This is a genomic window from Streptococcus sp. SCPM-O-B-15277 (M60) (genome assembly GCF_058200335.1).
In genome coordinates, this window is record NZ_JBYQGR010000001.1 from 317,992 (window position 1) to 340,437 (window position 22,446).

At 41.1% G+C, this 22,446-nt stretch carries 14 protein-coding genes; all 14 read left to right on the plus strand.

Annotated features, from left to right (window positions below):
• Nucleotides 1-237: 237 nt before the first annotated feature.
• Nucleotides 238-7,110 carry an LPXTG-anchored adhesin/beta-galactosidase BgaA gene (gene bgaA / locus AC3E9F_RS01655; RefSeq protein WP_490672728.1) on the plus strand — a complete coding sequence of 2,291 codons (6,873 nt, stop codon included), beginning with the start codon at nucleotides 238-240 and terminating at the stop codon, nucleotides 7,108-7,110.
• A 200-nt stretch (nucleotides 7,111-7,310) separates the two neighbouring features.
• Nucleotides 7,311-8,012, plus strand: coding sequence for an ABC transporter ATP-binding protein (locus AC3E9F_RS01660; protein WP_490672729.1), 702 nt, complete (start codon nucleotides 7,311-7,313; stop codon nucleotides 8,010-8,012).
• Nucleotide 8,013: 1 nt separating this feature from the next.
• On the plus strand, nucleotides 8,014-10,719 hold the full coding sequence (locus AC3E9F_RS01665; RefSeq protein WP_414311791.1) for an ABC transporter permease: 2,706 nt from the start codon (nucleotides 8,014-8,016) through the stop codon (nucleotides 10,717-10,719).
• Between the two features lie 94 nt (nucleotides 10,720-10,813).
• Nucleotides 10,814-12,166, plus strand: a complete 1,353-nt coding sequence (gene murD, locus AC3E9F_RS01670; protein WP_490672730.1) for a UDP-N-acetylmuramoyl-L-alanine--D-glutamate ligase — start codon at nucleotides 10,814-10,816, stop codon at nucleotides 12,164-12,166.
• Between the two features lies 1 nt (nucleotide 12,167).
• The gene (locus AC3E9F_RS01675; protein ID WP_414311789.1) at nucleotides 12,168-13,226 is read left to right on the plus strand and encodes a UDP-N-acetylglucosamine--N-acetylmuramyl-(pentapeptide) pyrophosphoryl-undecaprenol N-acetylglucosamine transferase; all 1,059 of its coding nucleotides are present in this window, start codon (nucleotides 12,168-12,170) and stop codon (nucleotides 13,224-13,226) included.
• A 9-nt stretch (nucleotides 13,227-13,235) separates the two neighbouring features.
• A complete protein-coding gene (locus tag AC3E9F_RS01680) occupies nucleotides 13,236-14,501 on the plus strand; it encodes a cell division protein FtsQ/DivIB (RefSeq protein WP_490672731.1) in 1,266 nt (421 codons plus the stop codon).
• 207 nt (nucleotides 14,502-14,708) lie between these two features.
• On the plus strand, nucleotides 14,709-15,410 hold the full coding sequence (gene pyrF, locus AC3E9F_RS01685; RefSeq protein ID WP_490672732.1) for an orotidine-5'-phosphate decarboxylase: 702 nt from the start codon (nucleotides 14,709-14,711) through the stop codon (nucleotides 15,408-15,410).
• A gap of 31 nt (nucleotides 15,411-15,441) precedes the next feature.
• The gene (gene pyrE / locus AC3E9F_RS01690; protein WP_049494805.1) at nucleotides 15,442-16,071 is read left to right on the plus strand and encodes an orotate phosphoribosyltransferase; all 630 of its coding nucleotides are present in this window, start codon (nucleotides 15,442-15,444) and stop codon (nucleotides 16,069-16,071) included.
• A gap of 117 nt (nucleotides 16,072-16,188) precedes the next feature.
• On the plus strand, nucleotides 16,189-16,584 hold the full coding sequence (locus tag AC3E9F_RS01695) for a CopY/TcrY family copper transport repressor (protein ID WP_016466609.1): 396 nt from the start codon (nucleotides 16,189-16,191) through the stop codon (nucleotides 16,582-16,584).
• Nucleotides 16,585-16,594: 10 nt separating this feature from the next.
• Nucleotides 16,595-16,966: a cupredoxin domain-containing protein gene (locus tag AC3E9F_RS01700; protein WP_000933322.1), complete on the plus strand. Its 372-nt coding sequence runs from the start codon at nucleotides 16,595-16,597 to the stop codon at nucleotides 16,964-16,966.
• 9 nt (nucleotides 16,967-16,975) lie between these two features.
• Entirely contained in the window at nucleotides 16,976-19,198 is a 2,223-nt protein-coding gene (locus AC3E9F_RS01705) for a heavy metal translocating P-type ATPase (RefSeq protein ID WP_490672733.1), read from the plus strand.
• A gap of 218 nt (nucleotides 19,199-19,416) precedes the next feature.
• On the plus strand, nucleotides 19,417-21,192 hold the full coding sequence (gene spxB / locus AC3E9F_RS01710; protein ID WP_263393856.1) for a pyruvate oxidase: 1,776 nt from the start codon (nucleotides 19,417-19,419) through the stop codon (nucleotides 21,190-21,192).
• Nucleotides 21,193-21,301: 109 nt separating this feature from the next.
• Nucleotides 21,302-21,649, plus strand: a complete 348-nt coding sequence (locus AC3E9F_RS01715) for a VOC family protein (RefSeq protein ID WP_263393855.1) — start codon at nucleotides 21,302-21,304, stop codon at nucleotides 21,647-21,649.
• Nucleotides 21,650-21,797: 148 nt separating this feature from the next.
• Nucleotides 21,798-22,376: a DUF3592 domain-containing protein gene (locus tag AC3E9F_RS01720; RefSeq protein WP_263393854.1), complete on the plus strand. Its 579-nt coding sequence runs from the start codon at nucleotides 21,798-21,800 to the stop codon at nucleotides 22,374-22,376.
• Nucleotides 22,377-22,446: the final 70 nt, after the last annotated feature.

The following is a 22,446-nucleotide window of genomic DNA, read 5'->3' on the forward strand; positions in this document are numbered from 1 at the left end:
GTTTTTTAGTAACAGCTGTTTCTATAAGTGAAACAGCTGTTTTGACGTATTTTTCTAAATGTACATTCAGATTTTTATAGTTTTCTACAAAATATAGAAAAAACAATCAAAAGTATGATTTTTACAGTCATAGTATTGAAGTTTCCTATATTATTTTATAAAATAGAAGTAATCATTACAAAACAAGTATAGTGCTTTCAACAAAAATGGAAGCGGTTACTTAATAAGGAGAACCCTATGGGAAAAGACTATTGGAATCGCAAAAGTGTCTATAGCATCCGTAAATTTACGGTAGGAACATGCTCGGTACTTATCGGGACTTGCTCTGTTTTATTAGGAGCAAATCTAGCTACTGTAAATTCAGTATCTGCCGATGAGACACCAGTCGCAGTTACCACAGAAAATGTGGAGAAAGAAACACCTAAAGATCAAGTTACGGAAGCAAAAGTTTCAGAACAAGCTGTACCAACAGAACCTGTTACTAGTGAAGTAGTAAGAACTGAACATGAAGTAGAGAAAAAAGAGGAAATCCCATCTACTGAATCGACTTCAGATAAAAAAGAGATTTCAGCTTCAGAAAAGCAGGTTCCAGCTGTGACTCAGGATCAATCTGCTCAAACAGAAAAACCTGAGCTTAAACCTGCAACTAATGATGAGGTTAAACAGTTGATTGAGGATAGAAAAGTAGAATTCAACCAAAACTGGCATTTCAAGCTCAATGCCAATGCTAAAGATGCGGTCAAGCCAGATGCCGATGTTTCTAGTTGGAAGAAATTAGACCTTCCTCATGACTGGAGTATTTACAATGACTTTGACCATGACTCACCTGCCCAAAACGAAGGTGGGCAACTCAATGGTGGTGATGCTTGGTATCGTAAGACCTTTAAACTCGATGAAGAAGACCTCAATAAGAATGTACGTATCTCATTTGATGGGGTTTACATGGATTCTCAAGTTTATGTAAATGGTCAGCTAGTTGGGCACTATCCAAATGGTTACAACCAATTCTCATATGACATCACTGACTATCTCCATAAAGACGGTCGCGAGAATGTCGTAGCAGTGCATGCCATCAACAAACAACCAAGTAGCCGTTGGTACTCAGGAAGCGGAATTTACCGTGATGTTACCCTTCAAGTCACAGATAAGGTCCATGCTGAGAAAAATGGAACAACGATCTTAACGCCAGACCTTGAAAAACAACAGAAGGGCAAGGTAGATACTCATGTAACAAGTAAGATTGTCAATACTGATGATAAAGATCATGAAATTCTTGCTGAGTATCAAATCATTGAACGTAATGGTCAAGCTGTAACGGATCTCGTTCGTACAGCTAGTCAAGTCTTGAAAGCTCATCAATCAACAAGTTTAAATGCTATTTTGCAAGTTGACAAACCAAAACTTTGGACAGTTCTCAATGATAAACCGGCCCTTTATGAATTGGTGACTCGTGTCTATCGTGATGGCCAGTTGGTGGATGCTAAGAAAGATTTGTTTGGGTACCGTTATTACAACTGGACACCAAATGAAGGCTTCTCTTTGAATGGTGAACGCATTAAATTCCATGGGGTTTCTCTTCACCATGACCATGGAGCTCTTGGAGCTGAAGAAAACTATAAAGCAGAATACCGTCGTCTGAAACAGATGAAGGATATGGGTGTAAACTCTATCCGTACAACCCACAACCCAGCTAGTGAGCAAACTTTACAGATTGCTGCTGAGCTTGGTTTGTTGGTCCAAGAAGAAGCTTTCGATACTTGGTATGGTGGTAAGAAACAGTATGACTACGGTCGCTTCTTTGATAAAGATGCTACTCACCCAGACGCTAAGAAAGGTGAAAAATGGTCTGATTTTGACTTGCGTACCATGGTCGAAAGAGGCAAGAACAACCCAGCTATCGTCATGTGGTCTATCGGTAATGAAATCGGTGAAGCAGACGGGAAACCTCGTTCTCTAGCAACAGTTAAACGCTTGGTTCAAGTTATTAAGGCTGTTGATAAGACACGCTATGTCACTATGGGAGCAGATAAGTTCCGTTTTGGTGATGGTAGTGGTGACCATGAAAAGATTGCCAATGAACTTGACGCGGTTGGATTTAACTATTCAGAAGACAACTACAAGAAACTTCGTGCGAAACATCCAAATTGGTTGATTTACGGTTCTGAAACTTCCTCAGCTACTCGTACACGTGGAAGCTATTTCCGTCCAGAACGTGAATTGGTCCACAGCAATCAAGCTTACCGTAATTACGAGCAATCAGACTACGGTAATGACCGTGTTGGTTGGGGTAAAACAGCAACAGCATCTTGGACTTTTGACCGTGACAATGCTGGTTATGCAGGTCAGTTCATCTGGACAGGTACCGACTATATCGGTGAGCCTACTCCATGGCACAACCAAAACCAAACACCGGTTAAAAGCTCGTACTTTGGTATCGTAGATACAGCTGGAATTCCAAAGAATGACTACTACTTGTACCAAAGCCAATGGGTTTCTGCTGAGAAGAAACCAATGGTTCACCTTCTTCCTCACTGGAACTGGGAAAATCCTACTTTAAAAGCGAATGTAGCGGATGTAGATGGTAAGATTCCTGTTCGTGCCTATTCTAACGCTGCAAGTGTAGAACTATATTTGAATGGTGAAACTCTAGGCAAGAAGACATTTACTAAAAAACAAACAAGTGATGGACGCACTTACCAAGAAGGTGCCAATGCTAATGAACTTTACCTTGAATGGAAAGTTGCTTTTGAAGCAGGTACTTTGGAAGCAGTAGCTCGTGACGAAGCTGGTAATATCATTGCTCGTGATAAGATTGTGACTGCTGGAGAACCTGCAGGGGTTCGTTTGGTCAAAGAAGAAAATGCTATCGCAGCTGACGGAAAAGACCTCACTTATATCTATTACGAAATCGTTGATAGCAAAGGGAACGTAGTTCCAACTGCCAATAACCTAGTTCGCTTCCAGTTACATGGACAAGGTCAGATTGTCGGTGTGGACAACGGGGAACAAGCCAGCCGCGAACGTTACAAAGAACAAGCAGATGGTTCATGGATTCGCAAAGCCTTTAATGGTAAGGGTGTTGTGATTGTCAAATCAACGGAGCAATCAGGGAAATTCACTTTGACTGCCCACTCTGATTTCTTGAAATCTGGTCAAACAACGATCTTCACAGGTAAAAAAGACCAAGCAGAAAAAACAGTTTTAGGAACAGAAGTGCCTAAAGTACGTACCGTTATTGGTCAAGAAGCGAAAATGCCTTCAAAAGTAGCATTTATTTATAGTGATGGTAGCCGTGAAAAACTTCCAGTAGAATGGTCAGCAGTTAATGTCAACGAACCTGGTATCTTTACTGTTAAAGGTGTGGCAAATGGTCGTGATGTAGAAGCGCGTGTTGAAGTCTTGGCCCTCGAAACAGAATTACCGGTAGTTAAGAGAATTGCACCAACTACAGATCTAAGTACGGTTGACCCATCTGTTACCTATGTATTGTCAGATGGTACTGTAGGAAGTTATGATGTTGATAAGTGGGAAGTTGCAGCAGAAGATCAAGCTAAATTAGCTATCCCAGGCTCTCGTATCCAAGCTAAAGGAATTTCAGGTGATGACCAAATCGATGCGACCTTTGTAGTCGCAGAAGGTCAAGCAGCTGCTCCAGTAGTACCGACTGTAACTGTAGCAGACCAGCCTGTAGAAGGGCTCTCAACGGATCAACCGGTTCTATACCATAAACTTGCTTATGGAACTGCTTTACCTGAAGTCAAAGCTTTGGCTGAAAATGCGCAAGTGACTGTTATTCAAGCTAACGAAGCAAATGGTATGCGTGCAAGTATTTATGTTCAACCAAATGATGGTGGAGCATTGCAAACTTACGCTATCCAGTTCTTGCAGGAAGCTCCGCAGATTGAACGTTTGAGCCTAGAAGTAGAAAATGCAGCTGCACTGAAAGAAGACCAAACAGTTGGTATCAAGGTATTGGCTCACTATCAAGATGGTACACAGGCAGAATTGAAGGCTGACAAGGTAAGCTTCTCTACATCAGGTCAAGGAGACGTAGCTGTTCGTAAAGGTATGCTTGAATTGCATAAACCTGGTCAAGTAACTTTGAAAGCTCAATTTGAAGGAGCAGAAGGTCAGATTGACTTGAACATTCAAGCAAACACTGAAAGCAAAATTGTTCAAGCCATTCGTCCAGTTAGTGTCGTGACAGGTTTGAACCAAGAACCAAGTCTACCTGATACAGTAACTGTAGAGTACGACAAAGGATTTCCAAAAGTTCACAAGGTGACTTGGCAAGCAGTTGCTAAGGAAGACCTTGCCAAATACCACAGCTTTGATGTCCTAGGTAAAGTTGAAGGAATCGAAAACGAAGCTCATGCTAAAGTTTCTGTAGAAGGTATCATTGCAGTCGAAGAAGTGACGACAACAACTCCTGTTTCAGAAGCTCCTCAATTGCCAGAAAGTGTTCGTACTTACCACTCAAACGGCCAAGTATCTTCAGCTAAGGTGACTTGGGATGCTATTGACCCGAGCCAATATGCACAAGAAGGTAACTTTACAGTGACAGGACATGTGGAAGGTACTCAATTACCAACCAAACTTCATGTTCGTGTTTCTGCTCAGACAGAAACTGGTGCTAACATTTCTGACCAGTGGACAGGTTCTGAGTTGCCACTTGCCTTTGCATCAGACTCAAATCCAAGTGATTCAGTAGCCAATGTTAATGACAAACTAATCTCATTTAATGATCAACCGGCAAACCGCTGGACAAACTGGAAACGTACAAGTGAAGCATCAGTAGGAATCCTCTTTGGTGATTCTGGTATCCTGTCTAAACGTTCGGTTGATAACCTTAACGTAGCCTTCCACGAAGACCACGGTGTCGGTGCACCTAAGTCTTATGTGATTGAATACTATGTAGGAAAAGATGTTCCAACAGTTCCTAAGAATCCAAGCTTTGTTGCTAGTGAAGACCACGTCTTTAATGATGACAATAACTGGAAACAAGTGACAAATCTTAAAGCTCCAGATCAAGTGAGAGCTGGAGAAATGACCCACTTTAGCTTTGATAAAGTCAATACCTATGCAGTTCGTATCCGTATGGTTAGACCAGATGGTAAATGGGGTACTTCTATTACAGAAATTCAAATCTTCTCTAAACAAGTAGCAGCAGCTAAGAAAGCTCAAGCTCAAATTCAAGTAGATGGAAAAGATTTACCGAACTTTAACCCTGGCTTGACTGACTATTATCTAGAAGCTAAAGAAGACCAATCACCAACTGTAACAGCAAGTGTATCAGATAATGGTATTGCAACAGTAATTCCAAGCGTTCGTGAAGGGGATCCAGTTCGAGTTGTCGTTAAGGCTGAAAACGGAGATATCCTAGGTGAATACCGTCTCCACTTTACAAATGATAAAGACTTGCTAGCAAGTAAACCTGTTGTTGCTGTGAAATCATCACGCTTGGTTGCTAAGGGGCATACACTTGAGTTACCTGCGAAAGTCCCTGTTTACTTCACAGGTAAAGATGGCTATGAAGTCAAAGATTTAGCTGTTGAATGGGATGAAGTTCCAGCTGAAAATCTAGCAACTGCAGGTGAATTTACAGTTCGTGGTCACGTTTTAGGTACTGATTTAACTGCTGAAGTAGCAGTACGTGTGACTGATAAACTCGGTGAAAACCTATCAGATAACCCTGATTTCGATGACGACAGCAACCGTTCATTTGCCTCTGCAACAAATGATATTGATCCAAATTCTCATGACCGTGTGGACTATGTTAACGATGGTTCAGATGATGAAACCCGTCGTTGGACTAACTGGTCTCCAACTCCATCTGATAATCCAGAAGTTTCAGTAGGGGTTATATTTAGAGAAGCTGGTAAGATTGTTGAACGAACAGTCGCTGAAGGAAGCATTCGATTCTTCTCAGACGGTGGAACAGATGCGCCTTCTAAACTAGTCTTGGAGCGCTATGTGGGACCAGAATTTGCCTCGCCAGAATACTACTCTAACTACCAACCATACGATCCAGAACATCCATTCAACACTCCTTCTAACTGGGAGAAAGTTGAATACCGTGCGGATCAAGAAATTCAAGCAGGAACTGATATCCATGTAACCTTTGCTCCAGTCAAAGCGAAGGCTATGAGATGGCGCATGGAGAGAAAAGCTGATACCAAGGGTGTAGCTATTACAGAGATGGCCTTTATCGCTCCAAGTGAGGAACCTAAGGATAGCACAGATGCTAAACTTCTTGTGGATGGTAAAGAGCTTGCTGACTTCTCTGAAGAACGTGTGGATTACCAAGTAACCTACAGCGGAAATCGTCCTAAAGTCACAGTAGAAGCTGGCGAAAACGTAGCGGCAACAGTTGTTGATAGTGGTGACGAGAAACTTCCAGTCTTGATTCATCTTGTTTCAGAAAGTGGTAAACATATTAAGGAATACCGCATTCAATTGACTAAGGCAGATGCTGAAAGCGCTAAGACAGAACCAGCTGTACACGAAGTTCCAGAGTTCACAGGTGGTGTGAACGGAGAAGAGGAGGCTGTTCATGAAGTTCCAGAATACACAGGCGGTGTGAATGGAGTTGAACCAGCAGTTTATGAAGTTCCAGAATACACTGGAGGCGCGAATGCAGTCGAAGCAGCAGTTCATGAAGTTCCAGAATACACTGGAGGTGTGAATGGAGTTGAACCAGCAGTTTATGAAGTTCCGGAATATACAGGAGGATCGAAGCTAGTTGCACCAGCTGTTCATGAAGTTCCAGAATACACTGGAGGTGTGAATGCAGTTGAAGCAGCTGTCAATGATGTCCCAGAGTATAAAGGTGGGGCTAATGCAGTCTTTGCAGCAGTTAACGATGTACCGGAATACACAGGTGGTGTAAACGGAGTTGAAGCAGCTGTCAATGATGTCCCAGAGTACAAAGATAATCAATCTCTTGTAGCTCTCGCTATGTCACAAGACAAGACTTATCAGGCACCTGCAAGTCGTCAACATATTCTCCCAGAAACAGGTACTAAGGAAAATGCTATTCTTGCAACAGCAGGTGTTATGGGAATGCTCCTAGGTTTGTTTGCAATGGGCAAGAGAAAAGACGAAGAATAAAATGATCTGACATTATGTTGATCATAGAGATTGGACTAACAATCCAAACTCAACTAAAAAAGTGGACAAACTAGTTTTCTGATAAACAGAATCTGGTCTTGTTCGCTTTTTTATGTTTTATATTTAGGGATTAACTTTCTTTCTATTATTAAAAGAGTTATAATAAGGGTGAAATAAGGGGTAGGAAAGGAGGAAACAAGATGTCCTATATTGAAATGAAACATAGCTATAAGAGGTATCATACTGGTGATACAGAAATTGTAGCTAATCGGGATGTTAGTTTCGAGATTGAAAAGGGAGAACTAGTCATTATCCTTGGTTCGTCTGGAGCAGGAAAGTCAACCGTTTTAAATATTCTAGGTGGAATGGATACCAATGATGAAGGACAAGTCTGGATTGACGGAATCAATATCTCGGATTTTACTTCTCATCAGAGAACCAACTATCGTAGAAATGACGTTGGATTTGTCTTTCAATTTTACAACTTGGTTGCTAACTTGACTGCTAAAGAAAATGTCGAGTTGGCATCAGAAATTGTCTCAGATGCCTTGGATCCTGAGCAGGTTCTAAAGGACGTAGGTTTAGGCAATCGTCTCAATAATTTTCCAGCTCAGTTATCAGGTGGGGAACAACAAAGGGTATCCATTGCTCGAGCTGTGGCTAAAAATCCTAAAATTCTCCTTTGTGATGAACCAACGGGAGCTTTGGACTACCAGACTGGTAAGCAGGTTCTAAAGATCCTTCAAGAAATGTCATGTAAGAAGGGCGCTACCGTTGTCATCGTGACCCACAATGTTTCCCTAGCTCCTATAGCTGATCGGGTGATTCAGATGCATGATTCCAGTGTCAAGAGCGTTGTTATCAATCCTCAACCACAGGATATTGATGATTTGGAGTACTGAGATGAAAAGAAAGACATATTGGAAAGACCTGCTCCAGTCTTTCACAGGTTCAAAAGGGCGATTTCTATCCATTCTAACTTTGATGATGTTAGGCTCTTTGGCCCTAGTCGGTCTCAAAGTGGCCAGTCCCAATATGGAGCGAACAGCTTGGGCTTATCTGAAAGATACTAATACGGCAGATGTGACCGTCATAGGAGATTATGGGCTTGATCAGGCAGACCAGGCAGAATTGCAAACTCTATCAGGAGCAGATGTCGAGTTTGGTTATATGACAGATTTAACTCTAGAAGGTAGCCAAGATGCTATAAGGATATTTTCCAAGACAGAGAAGATTTCAAAATTTGAGGTGACCCAAGGGCGCTTGCCTGAGCAAGAGGATGAATTGGCCTTGGCGGACTTTTGGAAAGATCGCTATCAGATTGGTCAAGTCATTTATTTGAGTCAAAAAAAGGGCAGTAATTCTCAATTAAAGCGGGATAGTTATACCATTACAGGCTTTGTCCACTCTCCAGATATTTTTTCAAAATCAGATATGGGGAGTTCAGCCAGTGGTAATGGGAACTTAGTAGCATATGGTGTTGTAACTGAAGAAAATTTTAAGAGCTCTGTTTACACGATTGCTCGCCTGCGTTTTGCTAGCCTAACAGATGTCAATCCTTTCTCTAGTGATTACGAAAAGAAGCTAGAGGAAGAAGAGGAGACTTTAAAGGAACTAGTTGCTGATAATGGACAAGCGCGGCTAGAGAAAATGAAGAAGGATGCCCAAGAGTCCCTTGATGAGGGCAAGAAGCAACTGGACCAGGCAGAGACCAACCTGGTAGCTGGCAAGAAACGTCTACAGGAAACCGATACTAAGCTTCAAGGTCAAGAGGCACGGTTAAGCCAATTTCCAGAACCACAGCAGAGTCAAATTTCGAGCCAGATAGAACAAGCAAAAGAACAACTGAAACAAGAAAAGGAAAAGCTGAGCCAAGCCGAAACAGATCTTACTAATGAAAAGGCTAAATGGCAGACCAGTCAGGATGAAGTCAATGCTCTGACAGAGCCAACCTATCATGTTTACAATCGAAAAAGCTCTCCTACTGGTCAAGGTTATCTCATGTATAGTAACTCAGCCATGAGTATTCGTGCCGTGGGAAATATCTTTCCAGTTGTTCTCTATGCCGTCGCAGCTATGGTTACCTTTACCACCATGACTCGATTTGTAGATGAGGAAAGAACAAATGCTGGGATTTTCAAAGCTCTAGGCTACCATAGCAAGGATATCATTGCTAAGTTTGTAATTTATGGTCTGGTTGCTGGTACTCTTGGCACCCTTCTAGGAATTCTGATTGGTCATTATGTCTTAGCACCCACAATCTCACATATCATCACCGAGCGAATGATTGTTGGTGAGAGTCAGCAGCATTTCTACTGGACCTATAGTTGTTTAGCTCTGGGACTAAGTTTAATAGCTAGCGTTTTACCTGCCTACCTTGTATCTCGCAGAGAATTGCATGAAGAAGCAGCACAATTATTACTACCCAAGCCACCAGTCAAGGGCTCAAAGATTCTCTTGGAGCGGATAACCTTTATCTGGTCTCATTTGAGCTTTACCCAAAAGGTAACTGCCCGCAATATTTTCCGTTACAAACAACGCATGCTGATGACCATTTTTGGGGTTGCAGGTTCAGTAGCCCTCCTCTTTGCAGGACTTGGTATTCAATCCTCTGTGGTAGGAGTTGCTGATAGGCAGTTTAAGGATCTGCAACAATATCAGATGATTCTCTCTGTCAATTCTCGAGCTTCAGATTCTGATAAGGCCAAACTAGAAGAAAAATTGCAGAGTGATGAAGTTGAAAACTATCGTTTAATTTCTTTCAAACAGGTTGAGGAAAAGTATACAGGCAAGGCTGGAGTTCAGACAGTGACCATTATGGTAACGGATAAGGATGACCTGGAACCTTTTGTCCATTTAGAAAAAAATGGAGAAAAACTGAGCTTATCAGGTGGAGTCATCCTAACAGATAAATTAGCTCAGTTGGCTGGAGTTTCTGTTGGTGACAACTTTACAATAGATGGGAAAACCTTTAAAGTAGGTGCTATTACTGAGCACTATGTAGGTCACTTTGTTTATATGAATCAGGCGACCTATGAGGAGATATATGGTCAAGCTCCCAAGATGAACACCTATCTGGTCCAACTTAAGGATAAAAGTGAAGGGAATACTGAAAGAGTCGCAGGAGAATTTATGGACCAGGTAGCTGTCAGTGGCCTCGTTCAAAACGCCTCTACCATTCAGCTCTTTGAAAGTTTTGCTAATTCTCTGAATCATACCATGGCGATTTTGGTGCTGGTATCGGTGCTACTAGCTATTGTGATTCTCTATAATTTGACCAATATCAATGTTGCTGAACGGATTCGGGAACTCTCAACCATCAAGGTTCTTGGTTTTCATAACAAAGAAGTGACCCTTTACATCTATCGGGAAACCATCATATTGTCACTAATTGGAATGATTGTAGGATTGGTATCGGGCTTTTATCTCCATCAATTTCTCATTCAGATGATCGCACCCGGTACCTTCCGTTTTCAACCAAAGGTCGGATGGGAAGTTTATCTCATTCCAGTTCTAGCTGTCAGTGTCATTTTGACCATCCTAGGAGTTTTTGTCAATCATTATCTGAGAAAGGTGGATATGTTAGAAGCCCTCAAGTCGGTAGAATAGTTTTTTACACAAAAAACAAATAAGAAAGCCCTTTGTGGCTTTTTTATTTTCATAAAAATGGTAAAATAGTAAGAGTAGAAATGGAGTTCTAGATATGAAACGTATTGATCAATTTAAAAATAAGAAAGTATTAGTCCTAGGATTAGCCAAATCTGGTGAGTCTGCGGCACGTCTCTTGGACAAGCTAGGTGCCATTGTGACGGTTAATGATGGTAAGCCTTTTGAGGAAAATCCAGCAGCTCAGAGCCTTCTAGAAGAGGGGATCAAGGTTGTCACAGGTGGACATCCATTGGAATTGTTGGACGAGGATTTTGCCTTGATGGTAAAAAATCCAGGAATCCCTTATAGCAATCCAATGATTGAAAAAGCACTGGAAAAAGGTATTCCAGTCTTGACAGAGGTTGAGTTGGCCTATTTGATTTCTGATGCACCAATCATCGGCATTACTGGTTCAAATGGTAAGACAACGACGACAACCATGATTGGTGAAGTTCTGACTGCTGCAGGACAAAATGGACTCTTATCAGGTAACATCGGTTATCCTGCTAGTCAGGTTGCTCAAACTGCGACAGCTAAGGACACCCTTGTCATGGAACTTTCTTCTTTCCAATTAATGGGAATTCAGGAATTCCATCCTGAAATTGCTGTTATCACAAATCTGATGCCAACACATATTGACTATCACGGTTCTTTTGAAGCCTATGTGGCAGCCAAGTGGAATATCCAAAGCAATATGACAGCAGCTGATTACCTAGTATTGAACTTCAACCAGGAATTAGCTAAAGAGCTTGCTACAAAAACAAACGCTACTGTAGTACCATTCTCAACACTTGAAAAGGTTGACGGTGCTTATCTTGAAGATGGTCTTCTTTACTTCCGTGGTGAAAAAGTCATGGCAGCTGATGAAATCGGTGTTCCAGGTAGCCACAATGTGGAAAATGCTCTTGCAACCATTGCTGTAGCTAAACTTCGTGGTGTGGACAATGAAATCATCAAGGAAACCTTGTCAGCCTTTGGTGGAGTTAAACACCGTCTCCAGTATGTAGATGAAATCAATGGCGTTAAATTCTATAACGATAGTAAGTCAACCAATATCTTAGCAACTCAAAAAGCCTTGTCAGGATTTGATAATAGCAAGGTTATCTTGATTGCTGGTGGGTTGGACCGTGGCAATGAGTTTGACGAATTGGTTCCTGATATTACTGGACTTAAGAAAATGGTCATCCTCGGTCAATCTGCAGAACGTGTCAAACGTGCAGCGGATAAAGCTGGTGTGGCTTATGTCGACGCGACTGATATTGCAGATGCGACTCGAAAGGCTTCTGAACTTGCGGAAGAGGGAGATGTTGTTCTCCTCAGTCCTGCCAATGCAAGCTGGGATATGTATGCTAACTTTGAAGTACGTGGAGATCTTTTCATCGACACTGTAGCGGAGTTAAAGGGATAATATGAAAAAAATAGTATTTACTGGTGGGGGAACGGTTGGACACGTTACCCTCAACCTTTTGTTAATGCCTAAGTTCATTGAAGATGGCTGGGAAGTCCACTATATTGGTGATAAAAATGGGATTGAGCATCATGAAATTCTCAAGTCAGGTTTAGATGTTACCTTCCATTCGATTGCAACAGGGAAATTACGTCGATATTTCTCATGGCAAAATATGGTTGACGTCTTTAAGGTTGCTTTTGGAATTCTTCAATCGCTCTTTATCATGCTTCGAGTTCGTCCACAAGCCCTCTTTTCTAAGGGTGGATTTGTATCTGTTCCGCCTGTTATCGCAGCGCGAGTATGCAGAGTACCAGTCTTCATCCACGAGTCTGATCTCTCTATGGGATTAGCCAATAAAATTGCCTATAAGTTTGCGACTAAGATGTACTCTACTTTCGAGCAAGCGTCTAGTCTCACTAAGGTAGAACATGTAGGAGCTGTGACCAAGGTTTCTGGTCCAGTTATGGAAGAACCTGAAGAAATGGTGGATATCCGAACTTCTTTCAATGATAAGCTACCAACTCTTCTTTTCGTCGGAGGTTCTGCTGGGGCGCGTGTTTTTAACCATCTAGTAACAGACCACAAGGAAGAGCTGACTAGTCGTTATAATATCATCAACCTAACAGGTGATGCTAGTTTAAATGAACTAAGTTCAAACCTCTACCGTGTTGACTATGCGACGGAACTCTATCAACCACTCATGAATATGGCTGATGTGGTCATCACTCGTGGTGGTGCCAATACGATTTTTGAACTCCTTGCTATGGCTAAATTGCACGTCATTGTGCCACTGGGTCGTGAAGCTAGTCGTGGAGATCAGATTGAAAATGCAGCCTATTTTGTGAAGAAAGGCTATGCTGAGGAGTTGCAAGAGAGTGACTTGACCTTGTCTACTTTGGAAGAAAAAGTAAATCAACTTTTGACCAACAAAGAGATCTATCAAAACAAGATGAAGAATTCTCAGGAATTAAAATCTGTGGCAGATTTTTATGAGCTACTCAAAAAAGATTTATCATAAGGAAAATTGATGTCAAAGGATAAAAAGAATCAGCACACTCAAGGCAAGGAATTGTCAGAGTGGCAAAAACGAAATCAAGAATATCTTCAAAAAAAAGCTGAAGAAGAGGCCAAACGCGCCGAAGAAGAAGCTCGTGAAAAAGAAGAACAAGTATCAGAGTCTTCTGAAAGCGCTCAAGAAGCGTCAGAATGGCAAAAACAACACCACGAGTATTTGAGCAAAAGAACGGAAGAAAACACTACGAGTTCTGAAGAAGTGGACGAAGAATCCGAAAAATCTGAAGAGAAGGATTCGGATACTAGAGATGAGACTTCAAATGAAGAGAAAGATTCGGAGGAAACTCCTCAAGAAGACTCTAAGAGTCAGGATCAAGTAGAGAAAGAAAAAGCTGACGAAAAGGTTAAGAAACAGAAAAAGGTAAAAACCAAGAGTAAACCTCCAAAACCGGCCATTCCTTCTATACATATCTGGCGAGCAGTTACAATCCTCGTCCCAAGTTTTATAATCTTATTCTTGTCTATTTATCTTCTAAGCCCTCTAGCTACAATGAAACATATTGAGGTTACGGGTACTGTTCAGACAAGTGCAGACCAAGTTAGAGAAGCGTCTGGCATTCGTGACAGTGACTATACAATCAGCTTGCTCTTAAATAAAGATAAGCATGCGGAAATGGTCAAATCAAATCACTGGATTGAATCGGCTAAGATAGTTTATCAATTTCCAGTTCACTTCACCATTGAAGTTAAAGAATTTGAAATTGTAGCCTATTCAGTTTCAGGAGATAACTATTATCCAATCTTATCTAGTGGAAGTATTGAATCAACTGCGGTTAGTTCTGACAACTTACCTGAGAAATACATATCTGTTTTATTTAACGATGAGGAACAGATTAAAACCCTAATTTCTCAGCTAAATGAAGTTAGTCCAGAAATTAAGCAAGAGATTGAGAAAATTGAACTTGCACCAAGTAAGGTAACAAGTGACCTTCTAAAGATTACCATGTATGACACAGACGAGATTTTGGTGCCATTATCAGAACTAGGGAAGAAATTACCTTACTATAGTAAGATAAAACCACAGTTGACAGTTCCTAGTGGTATTGACATGGAGGTCGGTATCTATAGCTATAGTCTAGTGGATAAGGCTCTGGATGACGAAAGAGTTAAAGCCAAAGAAGAGGAAAAGAAGAAGCAGGAAGAAGAGAAGAAAAAACAAGCTGAGCAAGGAAATCAAGATCAAACAACACAGACGACTCAAACAACACAGAGTCGCTAACTTTCAGATGATTCGTTCAGTTACTTGTTTTTACTTGACAAGTACCGCTTTAAATAATAGAATAGTAAAAAACCTTTAAAGCAGTCCAGAGAGGCAGCTAAGGTTAGACGGTGAAAGGGTGGAGACTACCCATTTTTCGTGGAACCTTGCTGTAGGCAGGTTCCTTTTTTCATGCTCTCTTGCTGACAAAGGTAAAAGGAGAAAAGTATGCGTGAAGCTCGTCCAGTTATTGCTCTTGATTTTCCAAGTTTTGAGGCAGTCAAGCAATTTTTAGCTCTTTTTCCAGCAGGGGAGAGCCTCTATCTAAAGGTAGGTATGGAACTCTATTATGCTACAGGACCTGAGATTGTTTCTTATCTGAAAGGTTTGGGACATAGTGTCTTTCTGGATCTTAAACTCCATGATATTCCAAATACGGTCAAATCAGCCATGAAGGTCTTGTCTCATCTGGGCGTTGATATGACCAATGTTCATGCAGCAGGTGGCGTTGAGATGATGAAGGCTGCGCGTGAAGGCCTTGGGAAAGAAGCCAAATTGATTGCTGTCACTCAGTTAACTTCAACCTCTGAGGAACAAATGAGAGAGTTTCAAAATATACAAACCAGTCTTCAAGAATCGGTCATTCATTATGCTAAGAAAACCGCTGAAGCAGGTTTAGATGGAGTTGTTTGTTCAGCTCAGGAAGTGAAGCTCATCAAAGAAGCTACCAGTCCAGACTTTATCTGCCTGACACCCGGCATTCGTCCATCAGGCGCTGCAGTAGGGGACCAAAAACGAGTCATGACACCAGCAGATGCCTATCAAATTGGTAGTGACTATATCGTTGTCGGACGCCCAATCACTCAAGCCACTGATCCAGTAGCAGCTTATCATGCTATCAAGGATGAATGGACCCAAGACTGGAAATAAGAATATAGTTTAAAATACAAAGGAGAATCCCATGACACTTGCTAAAGACATTGCTAGCCATCTATTGAAAATTCAAGCCGTTTACCTTAAGCCAGAAGAACCATTCACTTGGGCATCAGGTATCAAGTCACCGATTTATACGGACAACCGTGTGACGCTTGCCTACCCAGAGACACGTACCTTGATTGAGAATGGTTTTGTGGAGGCCATCAAGGCAGAATTCCCTGAGGTAGAAGTGATTGCAGGAACAGCGACTGCAGGTATTCCTCATGGTGCCATCATCGCTGACAAGATGAATCTACCCTTTGCCTATATCCGTAGCAAACCAAAAGATCATGGCGCTGGAAACCAAATCGAAGGCCGTGTAGCTCAAGGGCAAAAAATGGTCGTTGTTGAAGATTTGATTTCAACAGGTGGTTCGGTTCTCGAAGCCGTAGCGGCTGCCAAACGTGAGGGTGCTGATGTACTAGGTGTCGTAGCCATTTTTAGCTATCAATTACCAAAAGCAGATAAGAACTTTGCAGATGCGGGTGTTAAACTGGTGACTTTGTCTAACTATAGCGAACTCATCCACCTAGCCCAAGAAGAAGGCTACATCACACCTGAAGGACTTGATCTCCTAAAACGATTTAAAGAAGACCAAGAAAATTGGCAAGAATAAATTTTTAAATAAAATTACTGAACCGATATTTGATATCGGTTTTTTAGTTGACAAATGTAGATTTTAAGAGTATACTGATAATTGTAATTGACAAATGTAGATTTAGGAGGGATAACAATGCAGATTTCGGATGCAGAATGGCAGGTCATGAAGATTATCTGGATGCAGGGAGAACAGACTAGTACTGATCTGATAAAAGTATTAGAGAAAAGGTTCAGTTGGTCCAAATCCACGATCCAGACACTCTTGGCTCGTTTGGTGGAGAAGGAATGTTTGACTCGGGAAAAACAGGGCAAGTCCTTTGTGTATTCGTCCCTTTTAACTCCAGATGATAGTAGGGACTTAATGGTTCAGGATATCAAAGACAAGCTTTGTTCTCGACGAATAAAGCTCTTGCTAGCTGATTTGATTGAAGAATGTGACTTTACCCTAGCTGATTTGGAAGGCTTGGAAGAAGTGATTTCAAAGAAAAAAGCAAGTGCTGTAACAGAAGTAAGATGTAATTGTATGTAAAGGAGACGCTATGTTAAATCTATTTGTATCTATTGTTGTTTTAGGAATGATTGCTTTTATCCTCTTTTGGTTTTTCAAAAAACCGCAAGAAGATGCTAAGAGAGCCCAGCAAAAAAATGGCTATCAGGAGATTCGAGTGGAGGTCATGGGAGGATATACTCCAGAAACCATTATCCTCAAAAAATCGCAACCTGCTCGCATTATTTTTGATCGAAAAGATCCTTCACCTTGCTTGGATCAAATCGTTTTCCCAGACTTTGGAGTGCATGCAGATCTGCCCATGGGAGACCAATACGTTGTTGAAATCACTCCTGAAGAAGCAGGTGAGTATGGTTTCTCTTGTGGCATGAATATGATGCACGGTAAGATGATTGTAGAATAGGAGAATATTATGACTGAAATTGTAAAAGCAAGCCTTGAAAATGGTGTTCAAAAAATCCGTATCACGGCAGAAAAAGGCTATCATCCAGCCCATATTCAACTACAAAAAGGAATTCCTGCTGAGATTACCTTTCACCGTGTGACACCATCAAACTGCTATAAGGAAATTCTCTTCGAAGAAGAAGGGATTCTAGAACCAATCGCTCAAGATGAGGAAAAAGTCATTCGTTTTACTCCTCAAGACTTGGGTGAGCATGAATTTTCATGTGGTATGAAGATGCAAAAGGGGACCTACACCGTTGTTGAAAAAACTAAAAAGTCTCTCAGTCTTTTACAGCGTTTTTGGATTACTAGTATCTTTACTGTGCCTCTTGTGATTCTCATGATTGGGATGTCTACAGGAGGAATTAGTCACCAAGTCATGCGTTGGGGCACCTTTTTAGCCACAACACCCATTATGCTGGTAGCTGGAGTTCCATATATCAGAAGCGCCTGGGCTAGTTTTAAAAAGCACAATTCCAACATGGATACCTTGGTTGCTCTGGGAACCCTAGTGGCCTATTTCTATAGCTTAGTTGCCCTCTTCACTGGTCTGCCCGTTTACTTTGAAAGTGCTGCATTTATCCTCTTCTTCATTCTTTTGGGAGCAGTTTTTGAGGAAAAAATGCGAAAAAATACTTCGCAGGCAGTCGAAAAATTATTAGACCTACAAGCAAAAACAGCAGAGGTTTTGCGTGATGATGTTTATGTTCAAACACCTCTAGAACAAGTCAAAGTTGGGGATCTCATTCGCGTTCGACCAGGTGAAAAAATTGCCGTTGATGGTATTGTCTTAGAAGGTGAAACGAGTATTGATGAATCAATGGTGACTGGGGAAAGTATTCCAGTCGATAAATCAGTTGGAGATGCTGTCATTGGTTCAACCATCAATAATAGTGGTACGATCATCTTTAAAGCTGAAAAAGTTGGTTCTGAGACTATGTTGGCTCAAATTGTGAACTTTGTGAAGAAAGCGCAAACGAGTCGCGCCCCTATTCAAGATTTGACAGATAAGATTTCAGGGATTTTTGTACCAGCAGTTGTCATTTTAGGACTTCTTACTTTTTGGATCTGGTTTGTTTTCCTAGGAGAAAGCTTTGTGACGTCGCTCCTCTATGGAGTAGCAGTTTTGATAATTGCCTGTCCTTGTGCACTAGGACTCGCGACACCGACAGCACTCATGGTAGGAACAGGACGAAGTGCCAAGATGGGGATTCTTCTCAAAAATGGTACAGTTTTACAGGAAATCCAAAAAGTCCAAACCATTGTTTTTGATAAGACAGGAACCTTGACCGAAGGGAAGCCAGTAGTGACAGATGTTATTGGTGATGAAAGAGAAGTGCTAAGTTTGGCTGCTTCACTGGAAGATGTATCTCAACACCCGCTAGCTCAAGCTATTGTTAATCGTGCATCTGAACTAGGAATTAGCCTTTACCCAGTGGAAAACTTCCAAGCCTTGCATGGAAAAGGTGTGACTGGGATTATTAATAGTAAACAAGTCTTGCTGGGGAATGCCAAACTCTTAGATGATCTTGCTATTCCACATGATTATCAAGAACGATTTGATTTGCTGGAGAAAGAAGCAAAAACAGTTGTCTTCCTATCCGTAGATGGTCAGTTAAAAGGCTTAATTGCCTTGCAGGATGTCCCTAAGGAAAATGCTCGAGAAGCTATTGCCAAATTGAAAAAACGTGGCCTTAGAACTGTCATGCTTACTGGAGATAATGCTGGAGTAGCGCATGCGATTGCAGAGCAAATTGGAATCGAAGAAGTGATTGCAAATGTCTTGCCAGAGGAAAAGGCACATGAAATTCACAAGCTTCAAAAGAATGGCAAATTGGCCTTTGTTGGAGATGGTATCAATGATGCGCCGGCCCTCAGTGTAGCTGATGTCGGAATTGCCATGGGCTCTGGGACAGATATTGCCATTGAATCAGCAGATCTTGTCCTTACAACCAACAATTTACTAGGATTGGCACGTGCTTTTGATATGAGTAAGAAGACCTTTAATCGTATTCTACTCAATCTTTTCTGGGCTTCTATCTATAACCTCATTGGTATTCCGATTGCAGCAGGAGTGTTTTCTGGTCTTGGTTTGGTACTCAATCCAGAACTTGCAGGATTGGCCATGGCCTTTAGTTCAGTCTCTGTTCTGATCAGCTCTCTCATGCTTAATTTTACTAAAGTCGATTAAAAAGGCGGTCTTAACCGCTTTTTTGCTATTCTAAAACAGATTTTCAAAACGCTTTCAAACTGTACTGTAATAGAGAATGAAGTTTTGTGAGCACATTCTTATGAAACTATAAGCAAATGTGATAAATTAGGAGTGTAAATTTACTGAATCGTTTTCAAATAACATATAAAAGCGTTTTTTGTAAATATATGAAATTATTTTGAAGGAGAGTTATCATTATGACTCAAGGGAAAATTACTGCATCTGCAGCAATGCTCAACGTATTGAAAACATGGGGCGTAGACACTATCTACGGTATCCCATCAGGAACACTCAGCTCACTTATGGACGCTTTGGCTGAAGACAAAGATATCCGTTTCTTGCAAGTTCGCCATGAAGAAACAGGTGCTCTTGCAGCGGTTATGCAAGCTAAATTTGGCGGATCTATCGGTGTTGCAGTCGGTTCAGGTGGACCTGGTGCGACTCACTTGATCAACGGTGTTTACGATGCAGCTATGGATAACACTCCATTCCTTGCTATCCTTGGATCACGTCCAGTTAACGAATTGAACATGGATGCCTTCCAAGAATTGAACCAAAACCCAATGTACAACGGTATCGCTGTTTACAACAAACGTGTAGCTTACGCAGAACAATTGCCAAAAGTCATTGACGAAGCTTGCCGTGCTGCAGTTTCTAAAAAAGGTCCAGCTGTCGTTGAAATTCCAGTAAACTTTGGTTTTCAAGAAATCGACGAAAACTCATACTACGGTTCAGGTTCATACGACCGTTCATTCATCGCTCCTGCTTTGAACGAAGTTGAAATCGACAAAGCTGTTGAAATTTTGAACAACGCTGAACGTCCAGTTATCTACGCTGGTTACGGTGGTGTGAAAGCTGGTGAAGTAATCACTGAATTGTCACGTAAAATCAAAGCACCAATCATCACAACTGGTAAAAACTTCGAAGCTTTCGAATGGAACTACGAAGGTTTGACAGGTTCTGCTTACCGTGTTGGTTGGAAGCCAGCCAACGAAGTGGTCTTTGAAGCAGACACAGTTCTTTTCCTTGGTTCAAACTTCCCATTTGCTGAAGTATACGAAGCATTCAAGAACACTGAAAAATTCATCCAAGTGGATATTGACCCTTACAAACTTGGTAAACGTCACGCCCTTGACGCTTCAATCCTTGGTGATGCAGGTCAAGCAGCTAAAGCTATCCTCGACAAAGTGAACCCAGTTGAATCTACTCCATGGTGGCGTGCAAACGTGAAGAACAACCAAAACTGGCGTGATTACATGAACAAACTCGAAGGTAAAACTGAGGGTGAATTGCAATTGTATCAAGTTTACAATGCAATCAACAAACATGCTGATCAAGACGCTATCTACTCAATCGACGTAGGTGACACTACTCAAACATCTACTCGTCACCTTCACATGACACCTAAGAACATGTGGCGTACATCTCCACTCTTTGCGACAATGGGTATTGCCCTTCCTGGTGGTATCGCTGCTAAGAAAGACAATCCAGATCGCCAAGTATGGAACATCATGGGTGACGGTGCATTCAACATGTGCTACCCAGACGTTATCACAAACGTTCAATACGACCTTCCAGTTATCAACGTTGTCTTCTCAAATGGTAAATATGCCTTCATCAAGGACAAATACGAAGACACAAACAAACACTTATTTGGTTGTGACTTCCCTAATGCTGACTATGCGAAAATCGCTGAAGCGCAAGGTGCTGTAGGATTTACAGTTGACCGTATCGAAGACATCGATGCAGTTGTTGCAGAAGCTGTTAAATTGAACAAAGAAGGTAAAACTGTTGTTATCGATGCTCACATCACACCACACCGTCCACTTCCAGTAGAAGTACTTGAGTTGGATCCAAAACAACACTCAGAAGAAGCTATTAAAGCCTTCAAGGAAAAATACGAAGCAGAAGAACTCGTACCATTCCGCCTCTTCTTGGAAGAAGAAGGATTGCAATCACGCGCAATTAAATAATTCCTCTCGTCGAAAATCAAAAGTAAACATTGTAGATTTTATGCATTGATTTTCTTAGAGAGAAACTTAAAAGATCGGAGCAATCCGGTCTTTTTGTGGAGGACAGTAAATGAATTTAAATCAATTAGATATTATTGTGTCAGATGTTCCCCAAGTCTGTGCTGAATTAGAGTGTATCTTGGATAAAAAGGCGGACTATGTTGATAACAGTTTTGCTCAGTTCACGATTGGCAGTCATTGTCTCATGTTATCCCAAAATCATTTGATTCCTTTGGAAAATTTTCAGTCAGGAATCATTCTACACATTGAGGTTGGGGATGTCGACCAGAACCAAAAGCGGTTAAAAGAGATTGGTGTCGAGATTTTACACGGTCCTTGTGAAACGGATTGGGGAACAGAATCCCTGTTAGTTGAAGGCCCTGCTGGTCTAGTCATTGATTTTTATAGAATGAAATAAGGGCGCTTAGTCATTTGAAGTTAACCTTAATGATTCTTAAAACAGAATGTGAGAATATGAACTATTGAAAGATCGGAGCAATCCGGTCTTTTTTTCTCCCATCTTTTCTGTTAAAATAGAGTCATCATCATGTTTGAAGGAGAAAAAGATGCCAACAACTTTCTTTCTATTATTTGGCTTAATGTCGTTAGGCTTTGCTGCCTTCACCTATTTCATGTTCGACATTTTTATCTTTAGTAATTACAGAAATGCCAAGAGATGCACCGAAAGAACGGAAGGAGTTATTATCCGATATTCCTATGCTCTTTATAACGGAATTAGTCTCCCAGTGGTTGAGTACACTGTCGACGGGAACCAATACAAGGTTTTAGGACCGAAATTTCTATATGCGATTTCAAATACAATCAGTACTCCCTTAGGTTCAATCGTATCTGATGTCAAAATGGATAATTTTGAAGATGGGGAAATTCCTCAGGTTTTAAGATACAAGATTTATAGGAATAGTTTCATCTCTTTAACAAAATCACCTTTAATGGAACGATTTCCAATTGGAGGAAAGGTAACTGTTTATTATGATCCTAAGAAACCAAAACATTCCTATGTAGAAAGACCTTTAAAACCAGGTCGTTATGCATGGCTGACTAAATGTTTAGCTTATTTCCTCGTTTTTCTGATGGTTGCTCTAGCTTTCTTTATGGTGCTTATTCTTCCAAATCTTGTGAACTAATAGTTTCTGGTAGATTTTTCGAAAGTATGAAAATCATATCGTTACTATTTTTATAAAATCTTCTCCCTAC

Bases quoted from the DNA above. Each gene is read 5' to 3' on its own strand.
- AC3E9F_RS01700 (WP_000933322.1), top strand. From the start codon at position 16,595: ATGTTAAATCTATTTGTATCTATTGTTGTTTTAGGAATGATTGCTTTT.
- AC3E9F_RS01675 (WP_414311789.1), top strand. From the start codon at position 12,168: ATGAAAAAAATAGTATTTACTGGTGGGGGAACGGTTGGACACGTTACC.
- AC3E9F_RS01715 (WP_263393855.1), top strand. From the start codon at position 21,302: ATGAATTTAAATCAATTAGATATTATTGTGTCAGATGTTCCCCAAGTC.
- AC3E9F_RS01695 (WP_016466609.1), top strand. From the start codon at position 16,189: ATGCAGATTTCGGATGCAGAATGGCAGGTCATGAAGATTATCTGGATG.
- pyrF (WP_490672732.1), top strand. From the start codon at position 14,709: ATGCGTGAAGCTCGTCCAGTTATTGCTCTTGATTTTCCAAGTTTTGAG.
- AC3E9F_RS01705 (WP_490672733.1), top strand. From the start codon at position 16,976: ATGACTGAAATTGTAAAAGCAAGCCTTGAAAATGGTGTTCAAAAAATC.
- AC3E9F_RS01680 (WP_490672731.1), top strand. From the start codon at position 13,236: ATGTCAAAGGATAAAAAGAATCAGCACACTCAAGGCAAGGAATTGTCA.
- pyrE (WP_049494805.1), top strand. From the start codon at position 15,442: ATGACACTTGCTAAAGACATTGCTAGCCATCTATTGAAAATTCAAGCC.
- bgaA (WP_490672728.1), top strand. From the start codon at position 238: ATGGGAAAAGACTATTGGAATCGCAAAAGTGTCTATAGCATCCGTAAA.
- AC3E9F_RS01660 (WP_490672729.1), top strand. From the start codon at position 7,311: ATGTCCTATATTGAAATGAAACATAGCTATAAGAGGTATCATACTGGT.
- murD (WP_490672730.1), top strand. From the start codon at position 10,814: ATGAAACGTATTGATCAATTTAAAAATAAGAAAGTATTAGTCCTAGGA.
- AC3E9F_RS01720 (WP_263393854.1), top strand. From the start codon at position 21,798: ATGCCAACAACTTTCTTTCTATTATTTGGCTTAATGTCGTTAGGCTTT.
- AC3E9F_RS01665 (WP_414311791.1), top strand. From the start codon at position 8,014: ATGAAAAGAAAGACATATTGGAAAGACCTGCTCCAGTCTTTCACAGGT.
- spxB (WP_263393856.1), top strand. From the start codon at position 19,417: ATGACTCAAGGGAAAATTACTGCATCTGCAGCAATGCTCAACGTATTG.